The 21,186-nt window shown below is 50.5% G+C and carries 19 protein-coding genes; all 19 read right to left on the bottom strand.

Annotated features, from left to right (window positions below):
- Positions 1 to 8: 8 nt before the first annotated feature.
- Positions 9 to 455: a cell division protein SepF gene (locus ABEW73_RS13705; RefSeq protein WP_009589651.1), complete on the bottom strand. Its 447-nt coding sequence runs from the start codon at positions 453 to 455 to the stop codon at positions 9 to 11.
- 2 nt (positions 456 to 457) lie between these two features.
- A complete protein-coding gene (locus ABEW73_RS13710; RefSeq protein ID WP_430167286.1) occupies positions 458 to 1,147 on the bottom strand; it encodes a YggS family pyridoxal phosphate-dependent enzyme in 690 nt (229 codons plus the stop codon).
- An 8-nt stretch (positions 1,148 to 1,155) separates the two neighbouring features.
- Complete coding sequence (gene pgeF / locus ABEW73_RS13715; RefSeq protein WP_430166927.1) at positions 1,156 to 2,013, bottom strand: peptidoglycan editing factor PgeF; 858 nt, start codon at positions 2,011 to 2,013, stop codon at positions 1,156 to 1,158.
- 68 nt (positions 2,014 to 2,081) lie between these two features.
- Entirely contained in the window at positions 2,082 to 2,414 is a 333-nt protein-coding gene (locus tag ABEW73_RS13720) for a YlmC/YmxH family sporulation protein (protein WP_427494074.1), read from the bottom strand.
- Positions 2,415 to 2,576: 162 nt separating this feature from the next.
- Complete coding sequence (sigG, locus tag ABEW73_RS13725; protein WP_006209087.1) at positions 2,577 to 3,359, bottom strand: RNA polymerase sporulation sigma factor SigG; 783 nt, start codon at positions 3,357 to 3,359, stop codon at positions 2,577 to 2,579.
- 77 nt (positions 3,360 to 3,436) lie between these two features.
- Positions 3,437 to 4,159, bottom strand: a complete 723-nt coding sequence (sigE, locus tag ABEW73_RS13730) for an RNA polymerase sporulation sigma factor SigE (protein WP_071222992.1) — start codon at positions 4,157 to 4,159, stop codon at positions 3,437 to 3,439.
- Between the two features lie 171 nt (positions 4,160 to 4,330).
- Positions 4,331 to 5,347, bottom strand: coding sequence for a sigma-E processing peptidase SpoIIGA (gene spoIIGA / locus ABEW73_RS13735; protein WP_430167288.1), 1,017 nt, complete (start codon positions 5,345 to 5,347; stop codon positions 4,331 to 4,333).
- Between the two features lie 391 nt (positions 5,348 to 5,738).
- Positions 5,739 to 6,869: a cell division protein FtsZ gene (gene ftsZ, locus ABEW73_RS13740; RefSeq protein ID WP_430166929.1), complete on the bottom strand. Its 1,131-nt coding sequence runs from the start codon at positions 6,867 to 6,869 to the stop codon at positions 5,739 to 5,741.
- Between the two features lie 57 nt (positions 6,870 to 6,926).
- On the bottom strand, positions 6,927 to 8,210 hold the full coding sequence (gene ftsA / locus ABEW73_RS13745) for a cell division protein FtsA (RefSeq protein WP_076320641.1): 1,284 nt from the start codon (positions 8,208 to 8,210) through the stop codon (positions 6,927 to 6,929).
- 215 nt (positions 8,211 to 8,425) lie between these two features.
- A complete protein-coding gene (locus ABEW73_RS13750) occupies positions 8,426 to 9,181 on the bottom strand; it encodes a cell division protein FtsQ/DivIB (protein ID WP_430166931.1) in 756 nt (251 codons plus the stop codon).
- Between the two features lie 60 nt (positions 9,182 to 9,241).
- Entirely contained in the window at positions 9,242 to 10,525 is a 1,284-nt protein-coding gene (gene murA / locus ABEW73_RS13755) for a UDP-N-acetylglucosamine 1-carboxyvinyltransferase (protein ID WP_430166933.1), read from the bottom strand.
- Positions 10,526 to 10,541: 16 nt separating this feature from the next.
- Entirely contained in the window at positions 10,542 to 11,447 is a 906-nt protein-coding gene (gene murB / locus ABEW73_RS13760) for a UDP-N-acetylmuramate dehydrogenase (protein WP_430166935.1), read from the bottom strand.
- A gap of 158 nt (positions 11,448 to 11,605) precedes the next feature.
- Positions 11,606 to 12,715, bottom strand: a complete 1,110-nt coding sequence (gene murG, locus ABEW73_RS13765) for an undecaprenyldiphospho-muramoylpentapeptide beta-N-acetylglucosaminyltransferase (protein ID WP_430166937.1) — start codon at positions 12,713 to 12,715, stop codon at positions 11,606 to 11,608.
- A 5-nt stretch (positions 12,716 to 12,720) separates the two neighbouring features.
- Entirely contained in the window at positions 12,721 to 13,818 is a 1,098-nt protein-coding gene (gene spoVE, locus ABEW73_RS13770; protein ID WP_430166938.1) for a stage V sporulation protein E, read from the bottom strand.
- A 49-nt stretch (positions 13,819 to 13,867) separates the two neighbouring features.
- A complete protein-coding gene (gene murD, locus ABEW73_RS13775) occupies positions 13,868 to 15,301 on the bottom strand; it encodes a UDP-N-acetylmuramoyl-L-alanine--D-glutamate ligase (protein WP_430166940.1) in 1,434 nt (477 codons plus the stop codon).
- A gap of 3 nt (positions 15,302 to 15,304) precedes the next feature.
- Complete coding sequence (gene mraY / locus ABEW73_RS13780) at positions 15,305 to 16,270, bottom strand: phospho-N-acetylmuramoyl-pentapeptide-transferase (protein ID WP_076320635.1); 966 nt, start codon at positions 16,268 to 16,270, stop codon at positions 15,305 to 15,307.
- A 4-nt stretch (positions 16,271 to 16,274) separates the two neighbouring features.
- Positions 16,275 to 17,696, bottom strand: a complete 1,422-nt coding sequence (locus ABEW73_RS13785; protein ID WP_430166942.1) for a UDP-N-acetylmuramoyl-tripeptide--D-alanyl-D-alanine ligase — start codon at positions 17,694 to 17,696, stop codon at positions 16,275 to 16,277.
- A complete protein-coding gene (locus tag ABEW73_RS13790; protein WP_430166943.1) occupies positions 17,696 to 19,180 on the bottom strand; it encodes a UDP-N-acetylmuramoyl-L-alanyl-D-glutamate--2,6-diaminopimelate ligase in 1,485 nt (494 codons plus the stop codon). Before ABEW73_RS13790 ends, ABEW73_RS13785 begins: the two co-directional genes overlap by 1 nt.
- A gap of 60 nt (positions 19,181 to 19,240) precedes the next feature.
- Positions 19,241 to 21,184, bottom strand: coding sequence for a stage V sporulation protein D (locus tag ABEW73_RS13795; protein WP_430166945.1), 1,944 nt, complete (start codon positions 21,182 to 21,184; stop codon positions 19,241 to 19,243).
- Positions 21,185 to 21,186: the final 2 nt, after the last annotated feature.

Raw genomic sequence — 21,186 nt, forward strand, 5'->3', positions numbered from 1 at the left:
AGCCTAAATCACCTCATTCTGTTATATTCATGCTCGTCCGCTAGAATCTCCGAGATCGAACCTTGGATCTCCACGGTATCCGGCGTGCATAGGAAGATATTCCCGCCCACCTTTGAGATGCCGCCACTAAGCGCATACACGGTTCCGCTTAGAAAATCGATAATGCGCAGCGCTTGATCATTCCGCACACGCTGCAGGTTGACCACAACGGTTCGGAAGGAGCGCAGATGATCTGCAATCTCCTGTGCTTCATCATATGAACGAGGCTCCACTAATACCACTTTAACGTTCTTTTGTGAATGAATGCTGACAATATTGCCACTCTTTTGGTTCTTCCGATGATCAAACGGCGTTGCCTCCACCGGCTCTTCCTGCGAGGCCAGAACCTCGCGTTCCACAACTTCTTCTTCCTCTTGCAGTCCCAAGAAATTCATAAACCGGTTCATCACGCCCATCGTCAATCCTCCTCTTTCCCTACTAAAATCGAGCCGAGACGCACCCAGGTCGCCCCTTCCTCTATGGCTACTTCAAAGTCATTGGACATGCCCATGGACAATTCGGTCAATGGCTCCGCCGTAAGCGCCTGTGCATTCAACTCATCTCTTAGTTGTCTTAAACCACGAAATACAGGACGCGTCTGCTCCGCCGACGATTCGTATGGAGCCATGGTCATGAGTCCGGCCACCTTTACGTGTGAAAGACTGTTGATTTCCTTCAAAAACTCGGCTGCTTGCTCAGGAGGCAAGCCATACTTGGATTCCTCGCCCGAGATATTGACCTGCATAAAGGCGGATACCTGCAGATTCAGCGCAGCAGCCCTCTTCTCCAGCTCATGGGCCAAGGACAAGCGGTCGAGCGAATGAATATATTGAAATTTATCAATGACATCCCGGACCTTATTGGTCTGAAGATGACCGATGAAATGCCATGTGCCGCGATCTCCAAGAGCTTCCCACTTTCCCTGGGCATCCTGCCAGCGATTCTCGCCGATATGCTGCAGTCCCTGATCCAGTACCGAAGCTGTCATATCCAAGGAGACATATTTAGTAACCGCAATGATATTTACATCATTCCGATCCCTGCCGCTTCTTCCGCAAGCCTCTGTTATTCGCTGTTCCACTTGATCGATGCGTTCCTTCAAGCTCAAGGGACGACTCACCTCTTTCTCATCCCGATCCAACTTGCCATACGACCTGTAGTCCCTCCATCTTTACGATAAGAGAAGAACAGATCGTGATTGCAGCTTGTACACCATGATGTACATTCGATATGTTCCGCCAATATTCCTGCTTTAATCATAATGTGTCTGTTTATTTCTTTCAAGTTCAGCATGTATTTCCCGTGTCCCTTGTCGATATAAACAGCAGAATTTGTAACTTCCTCGGTTATAAACTCCCCGATTCCGATATCGCGGACACGATCCATGACCCGATCATCTACCTCGTAGCAGCACTCGCCTATGGAAGGACCAATCGCTGCGTGAATGTGCTGAGGCAAGCTTCCGTATTCCACAGCCATCCTGTCGACCATTTTCTCGGCGATGCTTCCAACGGTCCCCTTCCAGCCAGCGTGTGCCAACCCGACAGCCCCCGTAACCGGATCCCAAAAATAAAGCGGCACGCAGTCCGCGTAGAAGGACGTCAACAAAACGCCGGGAACATTGGTCACAAGTCCATCCGTATCTTGAAAAGCCGAGGCTCGGTCCAAGCTCCCTCTGCCCCTGTCCTTATTATGAACCACGCCAATCTGAACATCATGGACCTGTTCACCGCAGGTCCAGTCTTCCAGAGAAAAACCAAGCGCCGCAGCCGTCCGTTTCCGGTTCTCTACAATGTCACCCGGCTCGTCTCCGACATGAAAGGCTACATTCAAACTGTCATAGGGGGCCCGGCTAACGCCGCCATGCCGGCCTGTAAAACCGGCCGTGAGTGCGGCATTTTCCAATCCCCCACTCCATTTTTCGAGCACAAACAGACTCGGTGTCTGCTGATCTTGCCTAACAAACGGTTCCATTCGCATCCCACCTCTATGACCAGTGTAACAGAAAACCTGAGCCGGAGACACATTAACCCATCGTCTGTTTAGAAGGAGCGCCGGTCCGGCCGATCCAGGTATTCCACCGATTCCTGCTCATCGGGCGTTCTTCGCAATTCCTCCATTTTGACAAGGACGACATCCGAGCCAATCTTGACGATATTCCGCCACGGAATGATCAGGTCGCTCCCGCCGCCGAACAGCCCCATAAATTTGCCATAGCTCGGCACCACAATCGCTTCAATCCGGCCCTGCCGCAAGTCGAGCTCCAGATCGCTGATCTGTCCGAGCCGCTTGCCATCAATGATATTAATAACATCCTTCGTTTGAAAATCGGAAATTTTCATCTTTTTCCCCACCATTTGATTATCAGGTATCATGCACATCACACCTTAGATGTATTTGAAGGTTAGCCGTCCATCCGTTTTCAATCCATATCCCTCTGTTCAATATATGAGCCGCTTGGGCAAAATAGCTTATTTAAAATTAAAAAAACGATCCCATCAACGGGATCGTTATCTTTCGTTTGATTGCTGGTCTTCTTAAGTTTTGACGTGCTTCTGCATTTGCTTGATCGCTGACTTCTCCAGGCGGGACACTTGAGCTTGGGAGATGCCGATTTCATCCGCAACTTCCATCTGGGTCTTGCCTTCATAAAAGCGCATGGATAAAATCATTTTCTCGCGTTGTCCGAGCTTGTGCATCGCTTCCCGGAGGGCAATTTCCTCAATCCAGGACACATCTTTGTTCTTATCATCACTGATTTGATCCATCACATAAATCGGATCGCCACCATCATGATAAATCGGCTCAAACAGCGAAACGGGATCTTGAATAGCATCAAGTGCAAAAACAACGTCTTCCTTGGGCACGTTCAGCGCTTCGGAAATTTCAAAAATCGTCGGTTCACGCGAGTTCGCATTTGTCAGCTGATCCCTGACCTGAAGCGCCTTGTAAGCAATATCACGCAGTGATCGGGAGACGCGAATCGGGTTATTGTCCCTTAAGTATCGACGTATTTCTCCGATAATCATCGGTACGGCATAAGTGGAAAATTTAACATTTTGCGATAAATCAAAATTGTCGATGGCTTTCATCAATCCGATGCAGCCTACCTGAAACAGATCATCAACAAACTCTCCCCGATTGTTAAACCTTTGGATGACGCTGAGCACCAGTCTCAAGTTGCCATTCACCAGTTTTTCTCGAGCCGATCGTTCATTGTTCTGCTGCAGATTATGAAACAGTTCCCTCATTTCCACATTCGTCAGAACAGGCAGTTTTGACGTATCCACACCACAAATTTCAACTTTGTTTCGCGTCATGATGACTAACCTCCCAAGGAGAAACATTACTGTACATTATCTCCGAGGGGGGCTATTTTATTCCTTACGATTTCCAGTTACACCATCTTGTTGAATTCTTTGCGGAGCCGTTTAATAATTCTCTTCTCCAATCGGGAAATGTAGGATTGTGAGATTCCAAGCAGATCTGCCACGTCTTTTTGCGTCTTTTCCTCGCCATCCTGAAGGCCAAAACGAAGCTCCATAATCATACGTTCCCGGTCGCTTAATTTATCGAGTGCTTTTTGCAGCAGCTTCCGGTCGACCTGCTCCTCGATGTTACGGTAGATGGTGTCATTCTCAGTACCCAATACGTCGGACAAGAGCAATTCATTGCCGTCCCAATCGATATTTAGCGGTTCGTCAAAAGAAACCTCGCTGCGGGTTTTGTTATTCCGGCGCAAATACATCAAAATTTCGTTCTCAATGCAGCGCGAGGCGTATGTAGCCAGCTTGATTTTTTTCTCCGGGTCAAAGGTATTCACCGCTTTAATCAAACCGATGGCACCAATCGATACCAAATCCTCGATGTTAATGCCGGTGTTCTCGAACTTGCGGGCAATGTAAACAACCAGACGCAGGTTACGTTCGATAAGCATGGCACGGGTGGCCGCATCCCCGGTAGGCAGCTTCTTGAGCAAGAACTCCTCTTCCTCTTTCGTAAGCGGCGGCGGGAGCGCCTCGCTTCCTCCGATATAGTAGATTTCCTGACTCTTCAGGCCTAGCAAAAAAAGTACGCGATAATACTGCAGCTGCAATGCTAATCTCCATTTAACGGGCATCTCTTATCCTCCTAAACGTTTTCCCGTAGGGATAACTGACTTCATAGCGTTATTTTCATTCTTCTAGTTCGGCATGGTTTGGAAATGTCATAAGGGTTTTCAAAGACTTATCCACGCGGTTCGTCGCAAGGACGGCAGCACGCGAGCACTATGAAAATGGCTTCACCGTTATCATCCTGCATTCTCGGTTTCACCTGATTCCGGACCGGTTCCCCCATTGAGCGATAAAGCGTCCTTTTCGGTAGAATGTGCATTCATCTTCGGCGTACCTTCTCCTTCCGTCAATGCCGGATGGATGATGGCCCTGTATGCCCTGTCACCCGAGAGCGTCCCGCCATCAAGACCAATCAACACCTTGGATGCCGAATATTCAAATCCTCCCAGTTCGATCCGTACCATGTCGGGCTTTAGCGCAAGCATGAAGGCAGCCCCCCGGTTAACACCGCGATACGGAACAAGCCGCAGACGGTCTTGCCATTCAAATTCCTCTGCCGCCAGCCCCATGATTAATTTGTCCGGTTCCCCCTCCATCAACTGTTTACTCCATCCCTGGGGCAGGTGGGCTTCCCACAGTGCTGCTTCCATCACCATAACCGGTGTGCGCGTTAAGGGATCACTCAATTGGTTACCTGTATCCAGCAGCCCCACACAGGATATTTTGGTGCTGCCGATCCATACGGACACCTCTCCCAATAAGGCCTCCCGGTTCTCGGTTTTACGTTTCGTGGTCTGAACGGCTTTAAACGCGAATACAACTACAAAAAAGGTAATGCACGCAAACCAGAATCCCACCTTCAATTCAAACGATAGCCCTCCCGATGTCGTATACCATATCCCGCTGAACAGTTCTCCCGAATTTTGGACCAAGTAATGAACACCAATAATGCCTCCGGCCGCGGCAAAATTCACCATATAAAATGCTCCCAAATTCCGCAGATAACTCTGTAAACTTGCAAAGCCGAAAGCGATCCATAACATGATCAACGAAAGTCCAAATTTGATGAGAAAGGTAAACAAGAATGACAGCTGCGGGACAAACATCAAGACGACATACAGTGCGCCTACCACAGAGGATAATGCAAGTCTCCACCACCTTGGCCTAACCCTGCGCATCCAAGCGGTCAAAGCCAGCAAAATGCCGTCAATGACGAGGTTTGCCAAAAATATGAGATCAATATAAACAACCAGGTTGTTCACCTGCCTAGTCGAAGAATCACTTCGGTTATCCTTCTGTTGTTTGCTGGGCAATGGGAGATGTTACTAGTATAAGAAGAATAGAATTCAAAGTCTGTCTAAACCTGTGGGCGGTTTATAGACTTTTTTTGTCGATGAAGGGCAGTTTTTAAAAGACCGAACCAAGAGCAGCCACTTGGCGTTATCAGCAATCTCTATCTTGGATGGAAAGATTGGGGAATATCCTTAAATTCTACGGTATTTACCCATTGGCGTGTTCTTATTCGTGAAAGTGTGACAGCATTAGCTGAACAGTCCTGCAAATGGAAGCAAAGGAAGATGGCGAGGTTTGAATACAAAAATAAGCCTGTCTTCATCATGATGACGAAGCCCAGGCTTACTTATATTAATCATTATTGCGGGAACGATTGCGAAGGAAAGTAGGAATATCAAGCTGATCATTGCTGCTCTGATTGCCAAACGGCTTCAGATTCACATTACTCTTGTCCGTTGCCGGCTGCTGTTGCTGCTGCTGCTGTTCCCCTTGAGGCGCAGGACGACGTCCAGGAGGGATTGGAGAAGGCTTACCTTCAAAGCCGGTAGCGATAACCGTTACCTTGATTTCATCCTTCATGTTTTCCTCAATAATCGCACCAAAGATCATGTTCACTTCCGGATCGGAAGCTGAAGTTACGATCTCGGCCGCTTCATTTACTTCATACAAGGAGAGATTGGTTCCTCCCGTAATGTTCATGATCACACCGCGCGCACCTTCGATAGAGGTTTCAAGCAGCGGGCTCATGATTGCCTTGCGGGCAGCTTCAGAAGCACGGTTCTCACCGGTAGCTTCTCCAATACCCATCAGAGCTGAACCACGTTCTGTCATAATGGTCTTCACGTCGGCGAAGTCAAGGTTGATCAGACCCGGCACTTGGATCAGATCAGAAATGCCCTGAACGGCCTGACGCAATACGTTATCAGCTTCTCGGAACGCTTCCAGCATCGGTGTCTTCTTATCCACGATCTCCAGCAAGCGATCATTCGGAATGACGATGAGTGTGTCCACTTTCTCTTTCAATGCTTCAATTCCAAGCTCCGCTTGGGAAGCACGCTTGCGTCCTTCGAACGTAAACGGACGAGTGACAACCCCAACCGTTAATGCCCCGCACTCCTTAGCAATTTCAGCGATGACAGGCGCAGCTCCAGTACCTGTACCGCCACCCATACCGGCCGTAACGAATACCATATCGGCACCCTTCAGGGTGTTCATGATCAAATCGCGGGATTCTTCCGCAGCCTTCTTGCCTACGTCAGGATTGGCGCCGGCACCAAGACCGCGAGTCAGCTTGTCCCCGATTTGCAGTTTATGTTCGGATTTGGCAAGGTGGAGTGCCTGAGCATCCGTATTGACTGTAATAAATTCAACACCCTGCACACCATTCTCAATCATTCGGTTAACAGCGTTGCTTCCGCCGCCGCCGACTCCGATTACTTTTATTTGAGCTAAGCTCTCCATTTCAAAATCAAATTCCAACATCTAATCCATCTCCCCCTCAATGTGCGTGGATGGCACGTCCACAGTCGAATGAATCCGCTATATAAACTCGCTGAACATCTTTTTCAAGCGTTCAATAAATCCCGGCTTCTGGCTGGTCTCCTGAGTTGCTGCGACAGGATTTTGCTGCTTAGCGCGGTTCACCGGTTTCTTGCTATTTCCGCTGCTGTTGTTGCTTCCTCCTGTATTGCGTACACGTACGTTCCGGATTGCATTATGGAGGATGCCGACTCCGCTGCAGTATCCCGGATCACGAACACCGATGAAATCGGGAACCGCAATCCGTACGGAAGTCGCCAGCTCATTTTGTGCCACCTGCAGCACACCAGGCATGGACATAGTGCCCCCAGTAAGTATATAACCACCAGGAAGCTCACTGTAACCCAAGCGTTTAATTTCTTGGCGCACCAATTGGAAAATTTCTTGAACGCGAGGTTCAATGATAGCTGCCAGATCTTCTTGGGTGAACTCCTTGTCCACATTGCTTCCAATTCTCGTTACTTTAAACGTTACTTCGTGTGCGGCACTCTCGATCAGCGCGCATCCGTACTTCAGCTTAACCTTCTCTGCTTGATCCGTCAGCGTTCGCAGGCCATAAGCGATATCATTCGTAACGAAATCTCCACCAACCGGGAGCGTCGAAGTTGCGGCAATACTGCCGCCCTCAAACACAGCCAACGTGGTTGAACCCGCCCCGACGTCAACCAGCACCGAACCCATCGTTTTCTCATCCTTGGACAAGGATAGCTGTCCGGCACCAAGCGGAATCAGCACCAGATCCTTCACTTTCAGACCTGATTTCTCCACACAACGTAACAGGTTATGTATTGCCGTTTTGGCGCCAGTAATAATCGTCGCTTCAACTTCTAGCCTTACGCCGATCATTCCTCGCGGATCAGAGATTCCTTCCAAACCGTCAACTACAAACTGTTTAGCAACCACATCGATAATTTCACGATCCGGAGGAAGCGCCACAACTTCCGCTGCTTTCAGTACGCGGTCGATGTCCTCTTCACCAATTTCGCGATCCTCGTTCGATACTGCCACAACTCCATGGCTGGATTGAAGTCCGATATGATTTCCAGAAATGCCGACATATACTTCGGATATTTGAATACCGACCATACGCTCCGCATGATCAACAGCGCTGCGAATGGATTGTACGGTCTGGTCGATATCTACAATTGCACCTTTGCGAATTCCCTCCGAGTCGGCAGATCCAACTCCAATAATATTAAAGGTTCCATTATTAACTTCCCCAATAATAGCACGAACTTTGGATGTACCGATGTCCAAACTAACAATGATGTCATTGTTGCTCAAGCCCTGGCACCTCCTGTTTTTAGCAAATTAATTTTGATAATAAAGAATACATTTCTACTTATTCAACACTCGCAGGTCTTTCCCTCTTTTTTCAACATTTTTTTTACTGCCAACATTTGCTATGACAGGCCGTAAAAGTCATTCAAAAAAGAAGAGTCTAAACAAGTTGTCAATACATTCGATTGTACCATTTATTCCAATCCCTGAGTAGGGGGTTATTGCCCTTCTTCCGCGTCTTCTCCAACTTCTTCTACAAACGGCACATAAGAGTCCGCTTCCAGCATCGTAATCACACCTGGCCGCTCCATTTCGGTTACCTGGTTCAGGTACTCTACTTTGTCACGGAGCAAGGAAACCGAAGTGATGACTTCGAACTTGGAACGTGTATACATCTTGATCCGATCCGGAAAAGATAGCGTCGGTGACGGCATAATTTCCGAGATATCGGAGGTCAGGCTGCCCGAAATCTCCGCAAGCACTTCGCTAAGCTCGGCCTTGTTGGGATCGTCCGGAGCCCAATTGGTCAAAATCGGCTTCTCAACGGCAATACCGCTCGCTGTAACAGGAACTGAAGTACCGCTGGCCAGTATGGCTTGAAGTTCCCCGCTTTCGGATAGCTCGTAGGCCACTGTAGGATGCTCCGTCACCACGATGCTGACTTCGCCCGGAAAGCTCTTGACCACTTCAGCCGACTTAATCGTTCCCAGCTTCATCAGGCGTTCCTGCACATCTTTTGGCTCAACTCCAAAGTACTGGTCTCCGATGCGGAGTCCGCTTTGCTTGATAAGCTGCTCATTTGTATTAAACGTATTGCCTGTAAAATGAATCTCGGTAACTTGGCTGACTGACGACCGGAAAAATAGAATCGTCAGCAGAGCTACGAATAGCAGCAAAAGTATCGCTATGATTTTTTTGGCTGTTTTCGGTTTGGGCTTGTCCTGCTTAAGGACAGGCATATGTGTCTTGGACATATCCACTCTCTCCACAAAGACCTGTTATCCCCTCTTTTCACGGAGGGGAAGCACAGGACCTCAATTGGCTAAATCAAGCGGTTTGGGCACCGGAGATTGACGATAGATCCGTGCGCCTAAACCTTGGAACATGTTTTCAATACGATCATAACCGCGATCAATATGGTGAACTTGCTCCACCACGGTTGTTCCCTGCGCGGCCAAACCGGCAATGACGAGCGCCGCTCCAGCCCGAAGATCGGTTGCCTCCACAGTAGCTCCATAAATTCTCTGAACCCCGCGTATAAACGCATAGTTCAGATCCGTGGAAATGTCCGCCCCCATACGGGAGAGTTCCTCCACATGCTTGAACCGTCCTTCGAATACCGTCTCTTTCATCACACTAAATCCGTCCGCCAAGGACAACAAGACCATGACCTGGGATTGCAAATCAGTCGGGAACGAAGGATACGGTGAAGTCACAATACGTTCCACCGCTTTAGGACGGCTCATACAGCTTATGTTTATTATATCATTGCATATACTGGTTTGAACACCGGCGCGCTTTAGCACATGTATAAGGGAAGTTAAATGAGATGGATTGGTCTTTGTAAGCGTTACACTACCGCGGGTGACGGCCGCTGCGATCATGACGGTGCCGGCTACGATCCGATCCGGTATAATCTCATACTCGCAAGACTCCAGACGCTCCACGCCATGGATCGTGATGGTATCCGTTCCTGCGCCGATAATGTTCGCTCCCATCTTGTTCAGGAAATGCTGAAGGTCCTGAATTTCAGGCTCCCTGGCGGCATTGGTGAGCACCGTTGTGCCAAGCGCCGTTGCTGCTGCCATCATGATATTCTCCGTTGCCCCTACGCTGGCAAAATCCAGATGAATATCCGTTCCGATCAGCCGGCTTGCCCTGCAATGGATCTTATCGTTACTCTCCTCAATTTCCGCACCAAGCGCCTGCAATCCCTGAAGGTGGAGGTCGATCTTCCGTTCTCCGATCGCGCAGCCCCCAGGTTGATAGATGGTCACTTCACCAAAACGGGCCAGCAGAGGTCCCATCAAAAAGATGGAGGATCGCATCTGCTTCATTAAATCTTCCGGGACATGAAACGAATTGGCAGACGAGGTATCCACGGTCACCGTCTCCAGCTCATGCTTGCATTTGGAGCCAAGACGGCTGAGAATGCTCAGCATCACTTCAATATCCAGCAGGTGCGGGACATTGCTTAATCTGACAGTCCCTTCTGCCAGAAGACTAGCTGCTAGAATAGGTAAAGCTGCATTTTTTGCGCCATGGATACGAATGGTTCCTGATAGGGGCCTTCCACCCTCAATCACCAATTTGTCCAATGTATCACCTCCGAGTTTACCGCTCGCCCAGAACGTACACCTCAGGCACCATATGAATTCCGTTCTTTTCCGAGATGGTTTCCTTGATGCGTTCCATCAAAGCGAGCACGTCCTCTGCTGTCGCTTGACCGGTGTTCTCAATGAAATTGGCATGCTGTAAAGAAACTTCTGCTCCCCCGATCCGTAGGCCCTTAAGACCGGCAGCCTCGATCAACCTTGCGGCATGGTCGCCTGGCGGGTTGCGAAATACACTGCCTGCCGTTGCGGATTGGAGCGGCTGTGTACGCCGGCGACGGTCCTTGTAGGAGGCCATAACAGCTGAAATTTCTTTGCGGTCTCCTTGACGGAGCCCAAATACCGCTTCAGTCACAATCCCTTTTCGATCATGCAGAATGGAGTGTCGGTAATCAAACGCCATATCTTTCGCAGCATACGTAACCAATTCCCCTGTTTCCAGTACAATGTCAGCGGACTTGAATATGCGTGACACATCTGACCCATGGGCACCTGCATTCATGTAGACGGCCCCTCCGACCGATCCAGGAATGCCTCCGGCAAATTCAAGACCGGATAATCCTTCTTTTCCGGCCAGAACACTGAGCTTGACAAAAGACAGACTGCCGCCTGCAGTTACCGTCTCTCCTTCAAAATGAAGCTCCTCAAATCCCTGGCCCAGCTTGATGACCGCTCCCCGAATGCCTTTATCGGCAACCAACATGTTTGAACCGCGGCCCAGTTGTGTCCAAGGTATGTGATGGGCATGGAGAAGAGTGACCAGTTCCCTTAGTTGTTCCTTGTTCTCAGGAATAATCAGGCAATCGGCTGGTCCGCCTATTTTCCACGTCGTGTATTTTGCCAGCGGTTCATTCCATAATACGGTTCCGACATTGGCCTCTGATAGTAGCGATTTCCACTGCTGCATTTTAAATAAACCTCCCCTTGACTTTCAAAACCAAAAGGCCATTCCTTCAACTAGATGAAGAGATGGCCGCTGTCAGTAATGCCGGCCTCATGGGTGTGTCACGATTATAGAGTATCTTATGTCAGGCTCCATAGGTGTGTGACAATCGCCCAGCCGTTTTAGCGTTTGCCGGTTAACCGGCGGATTTCTTGAACCATGACGGTAGCCGAATCCGGTTTGCCGAGCTTTTTCGAAGCCGCAGACATCGCCTCTCTGGTAGAGCGACTGGTCATGATCTCCTCAAGCTTTCGAAACAGCGTTTCAGCCGTCAAATCCTTTTCAAGAATCATGCTGGATGCGCCCGCTTCCTCCAATTGCCTCGCATTCGCCTCCTGATGGTTATTGGTGACGTTAGGTGAAGGTATAAGTACGGAAGGAATGCCCAGCGATGTAATCTCCGCCAGGAATGAAGCTCCAGCACGATTTACAATCAACGAAGTAGCCGCAAGCACTTCCGGCATATTATGAACGTAAGGCACGATATGAAGATGATTCGGCATAGTACCGAGCTGCGACAGGATGGATTCCCGTGTGTTCTCAAAATAAGTATCGCCCGTAACAAACACAAAATGTACGCCTGACAGCTCCTGTATAAACGGCGCCATCCCGATCATTGCGTTATTGATCGCCTTGGCTCCCCGGCTTCCGCCGACGATCAGTACGACCTGGCTGTCCATCGGAATGCCGAGCGTAGCAAATCCACGTTCACGATTGGCGGATAATACCGTTGTCGCACGTGGATTTCCTGTATATACCGTTCTTTTGGCTTTAGGAAAAGACGACTCCGATCCCTCAAAGCTGACGGCAACCGTATCCGCATATCGGCTGAGGAACTGGTTGGTGAGCCCCGGGATCGCATTCTGCTCATGAATCATGGTCGGTATTCCGAGCTTGGCTGCTGCATAAACCACCGGACCGCACACATAACCTCCGGTACCGATCACGACATCGGGTTTAAACTCCTTCAAGAGGGCCTTCGATCGCTTCACGCCTTTGAAAAAACGCATGATTGTCTTCACGTTATCCAGCGACAGCTTGCGCCGGAACCCCGTGATATCGATGCTCTCAAACGGCAGCTTCTCCTGAGGGACCAGCTTGCTTTCGAGGCCTCGCTGGCCTCCAATATATAAAAACTCCGTTTTCGGATCTTCCTTTTCACATTGTCTTGCAATGGCAACGGCGGGGTAAATATGCCCCCCCGTTCCGCCGCCGGTCAATACGACACGCATACCCTTCACCTCGCATAACGGGAAATATTTAATAAAATGCCCAGCGCCGTCAGCATCAGCGTCAGTGAGCTGCCACCGTAACTGATAAGCGGCAGCGTTATCCCTGTCACCGGCATTAAACCGATAACGACACCGATATTGATAACGACCTGTATGGCGACCATGCCTACGATACCAACAGCCAGCAGACTTCCAAAGCCATCAGTTACGGTCATGGCCACCCTCATGCCCCGCCACACCAAGGCAGCGAACAAGAGCAGTACAATCAAACCGCCAATGAACCCAAGCTCTTCGGCCAAGATCGAAAAAATAAAATCTGTCTGCGGTTCAGGTACATAAGCGTACTTCTGACGGCTCATGCCAAGTCCGAGTCCACCAAGTCCGCCCGGCCCTATAGCATAGAGGGATTGGATGATCTGATAGCCTGTGCCAAGCGGGTCGGACCATGGATCGAGAAATCCGGTTATCCGCTTCAGCCGGTAGGGGGCTGTCAGAATCAAGCCAATGAAACCGGCTACCCCGCCTAATGCGAGAAAGCCCAGATGCTTCATCTGTGCCCCTGCGGTAAAAACGATCATCATCGCAGCACCCAGCATAACAGCACCCGTACCCAAATCAGGCTGCAGCATAATCAATCCGAATGCCAGTCCGATCAAACCAAGCGGCGGCAAAAGCCCCTTGGTAAAAGACGTAATATCATAATCTTGCTTACTAAGCCAGCGTGATAGAAACAGAATCATCCCCAGCTTCATAAACTCGGAGGGCTGAATACCGAACGAGCTGATGCCGAGCCAGCTTCTGGCCCCGCCGCGTACAACACCGACCCCTGGAATAAGTACGATAATCAGCATAAAAAAGCAGACCAGCAGTGCAAGCTTGCTGTATTTTTTCCAAACCCGATAGTCGGTCTTCGATGTGAAATACATGGCAGCAAGCCCCAAACAGGCAAAAAACAGCTGACGCTTCACAAAATAAAACTTATCGCCATAGTCATGAAATGCGAGGACGGATCCTGCGCTGTATACCATGACGATTCCGATGGCCAGCAGGGCCAAAATACAGATAAGCAGCCACAGATCGGGCGCCTGGCGGTTCTTGTTCATGGAAAGGCCACCTCGTACATCCTAAGTAGGGGCTTATCCACCCCCCTACTTAAAGGTTATGCACCGCCTCTTTAAAAATGCGTCCTCGTACCTCAAAGGAAGGAAACATGTCCCAGCTCGCACATGCGGGAGATAGTAGAACAATATCCCCGCTCTCTGCCAGCCCGGCAGCCTTCTGGACAGCCGAGGTCAAAGTCGCGGCGGCGTCCTTTCCATTATCGACGAGGAAGATGTCCTTTAATCCGGCTTTAGCAGCAGCATTCGCGATTTTCTCCTTGGTTTCGCCAAGAAGCACGATGGCTTTCACCCTTCCTTGCATGGACGGAATCAATTCCTCGTAATCCGACCCACGATCAAGCCCGCCAGCGATTAATACGATAGGCTCCTTAAACGAAGTCAACGCCATGTGCGTCGCCTTGGAGTTCGTTGCCTTCGAGTTATTGTAATAGGATACGCCCTGAATTTCGGCAACATACTCCAGGCGGTGCTCAACGCTGCGGAAGTTGGACAAAGCTTCTTCCAGCTTATCGGGGGCAACGCCGGCCGCTATGGCGATTGCACAGGCTGCCAATGCATTCGCTACATTAAATCTTCCGGGCAGTCCGATGTTCTCCACACGGATGATCTCATGCGTAAACCCTTCGCCATCTGTATAAATCACGGTACGCCCTTGATCGTCTTCGTCCGAGTCCTGGGCACCGGCAGCATATGGCGGCATGACGTGAACCCCTTCACGAAGGCTCTCACTCATCGAAAAAGGCACGATGCGCGCCTTGATATACGGAACAAGGTTTCTGCACACGGGATCATCCCAATTGAGCACAGCGGTATCATCCGCAGTCTGGTTGGCGAACAGCTTAGCTTTGGATGTAATATAATCATCCATTCCGCCATGGTAATCAAGATGCGTTTCCGCAACGTTGAGAAGGCAGGCAATACGCGGTCTGAACGCCTGTGTTCCTTTTAACTGAAAGCTGCTCAGCTCAACGACCATCCAGTCGTTTTCAGTTGCTTCTGCTGCAGCCTCGGATAGAGGCGTGCCGATATTACCGGCTACAATCGGGGAAAGAGCTGCGCTTTCCAACAGCTTGCCCACCCAGGTTGTCGTCGTTGTTTTGCCATTCGAGCCCGTAATGCCGATGATCGGAGCTTCACACAGGTGATAGGCGATTTCAACTTCGGTCACGATAGGAATCTCAAGCTCAAGCGCTTTTTGAACAGGCGGGACGGAATACGGAATTCCGGGATTTTTGACAAGAAGCGTCACACCGGGATGAATAAGATCATCGGGATGTCCACCGCAAATAACAGAAATACCCAAAGCCTCGAGCTCCGAAGCTTCAGGACACTGTTCTCTTTCCTTTCTATCATTTACAATGACGAAGGCCCCAGCTTGATGCAGCACTTTAGCTACCTGTACTCCACTTTTGGCAAGGCCCAATACTACGATATGCTTATCCCGATAATCATCTAGCTGCTTCATATGTTACAACCCCTTGTTGATATAAAGTCCGAGTCCCGCAAGTATCAGTCCCACGGCCCAAAATGTAAAGACGACGCGCCACTCCGACCACCCGGATAATTCGTAATGGTGATGGATCGGGCTCATTTTGAATATTCGTTTGCCCCGGGTTTTGAAGGAGATCACCTGAAGCACAACAGATAGCATCTCGATGACGAAAACTCCGCCAATGATCAGGAACAGCAGCTCGCTCTTGGTTACGATCGCAATGGCGCCAATGGCGCCGCCGATTCCTAAAGAGCCCGTGTCTCCCATGAACACCTTGGCAGGGTGAGCGTTAAATACCAGAAAACCGAGAACCGCACCGATCATCGCTGCTGCACAGAATGCCGCCGCAAACGAGGTAGACTGGATCGCCACAATGGCATAAGCACCAAAGGCAATTGCACTCACACCGGACAGAAGACCATCCAATCCATCGGTGAAATTGACCGCGTTGCTGATCGCAAGCATCATGACTACGATAAACGGATAATAGAACCACGGCCCCCAATCAAAGGACCAATCCATTCCTGGAACGCTTATTGCCGTGCTATGACCGTTGGAGATCAACAACCAGCACATAATACCGGAAAACAGAAGCTGTCCAAACAGCTTCTGTCTAGCCGTGAGTCCTAATGATCTGCGAAATACGATCTTAATATAGTCGTCAAGAAAGCCGATCAAGCCGAAACCGAGCGTGGCTACGATCATTACATAGAAATCGGTATCGACAGGCGAAAATTTAATATAAGTCAGTGTAAAAGCAAGCAAAATCACAACGCCGCCCATCGTGGGCGTCCCGGCTTTTTTCAAGTGGCTCTGCGGACCGTCACTTCTGACCTGCTGGCCGAACTTCATCCGCCGCAGCAGCGGAATGAGCAGCGGAGCCGATATCACCGCAAGCACAAACGCTACACCGATTGTCAATAACAGCAATTGAAAGTCCATCAGCTCACCCCCTCACTCCGTTGTTGCCGCCAGGCAGGGCCTTCAAGGCGTCAACCACGTGTTCCAGCCTCATGCCGCGCGAGGCTTTCACCAATACGATATCTTTCTCCGTTACCCGCTCCAGCAAGGCCTCGATCAGTTGCTCTTTATCCGTAAACGGAAGCACAGCCCCTTCTGGGAAGCGATCTTTCGCTTTCTTCGCCGTGTGAAGCGACAATGGGCCGAAGGTGAACACAAGATCCGCATTGTCCGGAGATAAATAATCTCCAATCTCGGCATGGAATTCCTGTTCCCGCTGACCAAGTTCCAGCATGTCCCCGAGAACGGCGATCCGTCGGTGGTAGCCTTTCATATCTCCAAGCACGTCCACTGCCGCCTTAACCGCGGTAGGACTGGAATTGTAAGCATCATTCAGCACAGTGACCCCGAACGCAGTCTCCACGGCTTCGATCCGCATACTCGACAGCTTCAGATTGGCAAAGCCGCTGCGAATGGCTTCATCGCCGATTCCCAAATGAGCCGCTACTGCCATCGCCGCCAGCGCGTTGACTACATTATGACGACCGAGAAGCGGCAGGCTGAAGCCTTCGCCCGCATGCCGGTTCGAAGTGAATATGATTCCTCTTGCATGGAACATGAGTCCTGTCGGATAATCGTCATTGATTTCTTGATTGCCGAACGTAAACGTTCGCAGTCCCTCTGGCTTCACCGTAGCTTCTTCAGCAAGCACCTGACGGATCAACGGTTCGTCCCCGTGATAGATCAACAAGCCGCCTGGCTTCATACCGCTGATAATTTCAAGCTTGGCGCGGGCGATTTCTTCCCGCGAACCGAGCTGAAGCATATGCGCTTCCCCTACATTAGTAATCACCGTCATATCCGGACGCGCAATAGTCGAAAGCAGTTCAATCTCGCGCCGTCCGCTCATGCCCATCTCAAGCACGATCACATCGGTATCTTCCTTCATCGCGAGTACGGTTAACGGAAGACCGATATGATTGTTGTAATTGCCTTGCGTCTTGTGAACCTTAAACGTGGTTTCAAGCAGTGCGGACACCATGTCCTTCACTGTCGTTTTTCCGTTGCTGCCGGTAATGCCGATCACCTTTGCACGGCTCTCGGACAAATAGGCTGCAGCAAGCGACTGGAGTGCCGTTAACGTATCCTCAACGAGAATGAGTGGCAGGTCATCGGGAATCGGTTGATGATCTCTCTGCCAGAGCACTGCACCAGCTCCGCTGGCGAGCACACTCTCGGCGAACGCATGCCCGTCAAATTTCTCGCCGACAATCGGAACAAACAGATTCCCCGGCTGTATGGTTCGGGAGTCGGTACCGACCCCTTGAATGATAATGCTGTCATCTTGGTTACGTGAGAGCGTCCCGCCGCACATGTCGGCAATGCTCTTTAATGATTTATGGATCACTATTGTCTGCCCCTTATCGCGTCTTTGGCTACGATGCGGTCGTCAAAATCTAGCACTTCGCCCGCAATCAGCTGGTAGGTCTCATGACCTTTCCCCGCAATCAATACTACATCGCCCGGGCTTGCCATTTCAATAGCCTTTTCGATCGCTTTCCGGCGATCGACGATGAGCTTGTAGCTTTCTGTTGCCACTCCGTCCTCAATCAAGCCGGCTTCGATATCCTTCAGGATCAAATCCGGGTCTTCGGTACGGGGATTATCGGAAGTCACCAATACAACATCGCTATATTTCGCGGCAATTTTACCCATGATCGGCCGTTTGCTCCGATCCCGGTCGCCGCCGCAGCCGAATACCGTGAGCACCTGACCTTCAGCAAATTCATTAACGGTACGCAGCACATTTTCCAGTCCGTCCGGCGTATGTGCATAATCCACAATCACGGCGTACGGCTGACCCTCATCCACGACCTCAACGCGGCCGTCGACTCCGGGTACGGACTCCAGGCTCTTCTTGATATCCTCGAGCGGGATTCCCTCAAGAAGCGCGGCAGCAATCGCGGCCATGGCGTTATATACGTTAAATTTCCCTACCATTCGAATTGAAATATCCGCACTGCCGCGGAATGTATCCACATGGAACGAGGTCCCTTGAGCGGTGATCGAGATGTTGCTTGCTCGTATATCCGCATCGTCTCCCAAACCATAGGTAATCACTTCCGCTGCCGTCTGCTTGGCAAAATAAGCGGAAGCCTCATCATCCGCATTCAGGACAGCATATTTGCGCGATGATTCATCCTTGGCAAAAGCGTTGCCCAGCCGGGAGAAAAATAACCCTTTTGCCCCGCGGTATTCTTCCATCGTATGATGATAATCCAGATGATCCTGCGTCAGGTTTGTAAATATGGCCGTCCGGAAATCCGTTCCTTTCACCCGCCCCTGTTCGAGCGCATGCGAGGATACCTCCATCACGCAGCACTCAGTGCCTGCGTTCGCCATATCGTTCAAGTAACGCTGAAGCTCCAACGCCTCTGGCGTCGTTCTCGGCATCGGGAACGACCGGCCGTCATATTTCATCTGAATCGTGCCAATGAGTCCGGTCTTCAGACCGTAATCGTTCATGATTGAATCGATCAAATACGTTGTCGTGGTCTTGCCGTTCGTTCCGGTTACGCCGATCATCTTCATGCGGGAGCTTGGCTGATTAAAAAAGGCATTCGCCAAACCCGCCATCGCAAAGCGGCTGTCCTTCACGATGACTTGCGGAAGGTCTACCTCAAGCTTACGCTCAACGACCAATGCCGCAGCGCCTTGGTCAGCAGCCTGGGCTGCAAACAGGTGTCCATCTACCGTATGACCCGGCAGACAAATGAACAAATCCCCCGCTTTCACTTGTCTCGAGTCTGTTTCAATCCCCGTTATTTCAACATCTCCGGATCCTTTGATAACAGCAGCAGCCAATACGGATGATAATTGCTTCAATTTCATTGTTATCCCTCTCTCTATATAACTGCATCATCCGTCCTCGCTCGTGAATCGGATGATGCCTTAATGTTCGTGTTTGGATTCCTCCGGGTCTTCACCCATATATATCCGAATGGTAGCCCCCCGCTCCACCCGGCTTCCCGGCTTCGGCGCCTGGGAAATCACCGTGTTGCCGGTCCCGGACTTGGCCAGCATGAAATTCATATTCAGATCCTCATACAGATCCTGAATGGTCGCTCCGACCAGATTCGGCACAGTCACGGTTGGCGTCTCGCCATATTTATACTCACGGGCAAGCTGATCTTTACGCGGTGGAACCTTCATATAATGCAGCGCATCCTCCAGGATGTTCTGTACGATTGGAGCAGCTACGACACCACCGAACTGGATGCCCTTCGGGTTATCTACCGCAGTGTACACCACAATCTCAGGATCATCGGCAGGTGCGAATCCGATAAACGATACAATATGCTCTGTCGACGAGTACCTGCCGTTAATAACCTTCTGGGCCGTTCCCGTCTTCCCTCCGACGCGATAACCGTCAATGAAGGCCGGGCGTCCGGTCCCTTTGGCGACGACGCTCTCGAGCGCCTCGCGCACTTGCTTGGATGTTTCTTCCGAGATCACTTGTCTGACGAGCTCCGGTTTGATTTCCTCGACCGTCTCGCCCGTCTCCGAATTGACCCACGCCTTGGCCACATGCGGTTTAAACAATTTGCCGCCGTTAATGGCCGCAGACACTGCCGCAACCTGCTGGATTGGCGTAACGGATACCCCCTGCCCAAATGCCGTTGTGGCTAACTCAACCGGACCGACTTTAGCAAGTTTGAACAGGATGCCATTCTCTTCCCCATTCAAATCGATGCCCGTCTTGGCCCCAAAGCCAAAATCGCGGATATACTGAAACAGGCTTTCCTTGCCCAGCTTCTGACCTAACGCCACAAAGCCCGGGTTGCAGGAATTCTGGACAACCTCCATGAAGGTCTGGCTGCCATGGCCGCCTTTTTTCCAGCAGCGCAGTCTTGCCCCACCGACCTCTACCGCCCCGCTGTCAAAGAAGTGATCGTTCTTCAGATTAACCTTGTCCTCTTCAAGGGCAGCGGCAAGCGTAATAATCTTGAATGTCGAGCCCGGTTCATAGGTCATCCAGATCGGCAGGTTGCGATTGTATGTCTCGGCTGAAAATTGCTGGTAATTGGCAGGAGAATAACCCGGTCTGCTGGCCATCGCCAAAATCTCGCCCGTCTTGGGATTCATGGCAATCGACCAAGCCCCATTCGCCTGATACTTCACCATGGCTTGGTCAAGCTCCCGCTCCATAATGGACTGAATCGATTTATCGATCGTTAGCTCCAGATTCAGACCGTCACGAGGCTCGACATACTTCTCCGAGGAGCCCGGCATAATTCTTCCGCCTGCGTCAGACAGATAGGATATTCCGCCTTCAAAGCCCTTCAGCTTGTCGTCATGCATGGCTTCCAAGCCGGTAAGTCCCTGACTGTAAGCCCCCGTGAACCCCAAAATATGGGCTGCGAGATCGCCATAGGGATAATACCGTTTGTTATCCTCAGCAACAACGATACCCGGCAGCTTCAAATCACGAATTTCCTGAGCCAGCTCCATCGTAATTTTTCGTCCACCGGGATTTATCCGTTCCAACCTCGAACGTTTCGTAATGATTTTCTTGATATCGGCTTTGTCCATGCTGATAAGCCCAGCCAAGGTCTCGGCCGTATGGTCCGGATCTTTGATTTGTACAGGAATCGCCCAAATGGTCGGTGTCGTTATATTCGTAACCAATGCGGTTCCGTTGCGATCCAAAATTTCACCACGCTGTGCCGCAAACGGAATGTCACGGCGCCAGAGGTTCTCCGCCTTCGCCGACAGCTCCGCGCCTTTCCCAATCTGCACATAAGCCAATCTGATGATCAGTGCTGAGAACAGCAAGAGCAGCAGCAGCAGGCTCCAGAGCAGTCTTCTCCGCTGCGATACCTTGGATACTTTCACCT

Source organism: Paenibacillus lautus, assembly GCF_050482385.1.
Taxonomy (GTDB): domain Bacteria; phylum Bacillota; class Bacilli; order Paenibacillales; family Paenibacillaceae; genus Paenibacillus_AQ; species Paenibacillus_AQ lautus_B.

What these genes read in the sequence shown, in the direction of transcription:
- ABEW73_RS13705 (WP_009589651.1), bottom strand. Translation starts at nt 455, where the DNA reads ATGGGCGTGATGAACCGGTTTATGAATTTCTTGGGACTGCAAGAGGAA.
- pgeF (WP_430166927.1), bottom strand. Translation starts at nt 2,013, where the DNA reads ATGGAACCGTTTGTTAGGCAAGATCAGCAGACACCGAGTCTGTTTGTG.
- ABEW73_RS13720 (WP_427494074.1), bottom strand. Translation starts at nt 2,414, where the DNA reads ATGATACCTGATAATCAAATGGTGGGGAAAAAGATGAAAATTTCCGAT.
- sigG (WP_006209087.1), bottom strand. Translation starts at nt 3,359, where the DNA reads ATGACGCGAAACAAAGTTGAAATTTGTGGTGTGGATACGTCAAAACTG.
- sigE (WP_071222992.1), bottom strand. Translation starts at nt 4,159, where the DNA reads ATGCCCGTTAAATGGAGATTAGCATTGCAGCTGCAGTATTATCGCGTA.
- ftsZ (WP_430166929.1), bottom strand. Translation starts at nt 6,869, where the DNA reads ATGTTGGAATTTGATTTTGAAATGGAGAGCTTAGCTCAAATAAAAGTA.
- ABEW73_RS13750 (WP_430166931.1), bottom strand. Translation starts at nt 9,181, where the DNA reads ATGTCCAAGACACATATGCCTGTCCTTAAGCAGGACAAGCCCAAACCG.
- murB (WP_430166935.1), bottom strand. Translation starts at nt 11,447, where the DNA reads ATGCAGCAGTGGAAATCGCTACTATCAGAGGCCAATGTCGGAACCGTA.
- murG (WP_430166937.1), bottom strand. Translation starts at nt 12,715, where the DNA reads ATGCGTGTCGTATTGACCGGCGGCGGAACGGGGGGGCATATTTACCCC.
- spoVE (WP_430166938.1), bottom strand. Translation starts at nt 13,818, where the DNA reads ATGAACAAGAACCGCCAGGCGCCCGATCTGTGGCTGCTTATCTGTATT.
- murD (WP_430166940.1), bottom strand. Translation starts at nt 15,301, where the DNA reads ATGAAGCAGCTAGATGATTATCGGGATAAGCATATCGTAGTATTGGGC.
- mraY (WP_076320635.1), bottom strand. Translation starts at nt 16,270, where the DNA reads ATGGACTTTCAATTGCTGTTATTGACAATCGGTGTAGCGTTTGTGCTT.
- ABEW73_RS13790 (WP_430166943.1), bottom strand. Translation starts at nt 19,180, where the DNA reads ATGAAATTGAAGCAATTATCATCCGTATTGGCTGCTGCTGTTATCAAA.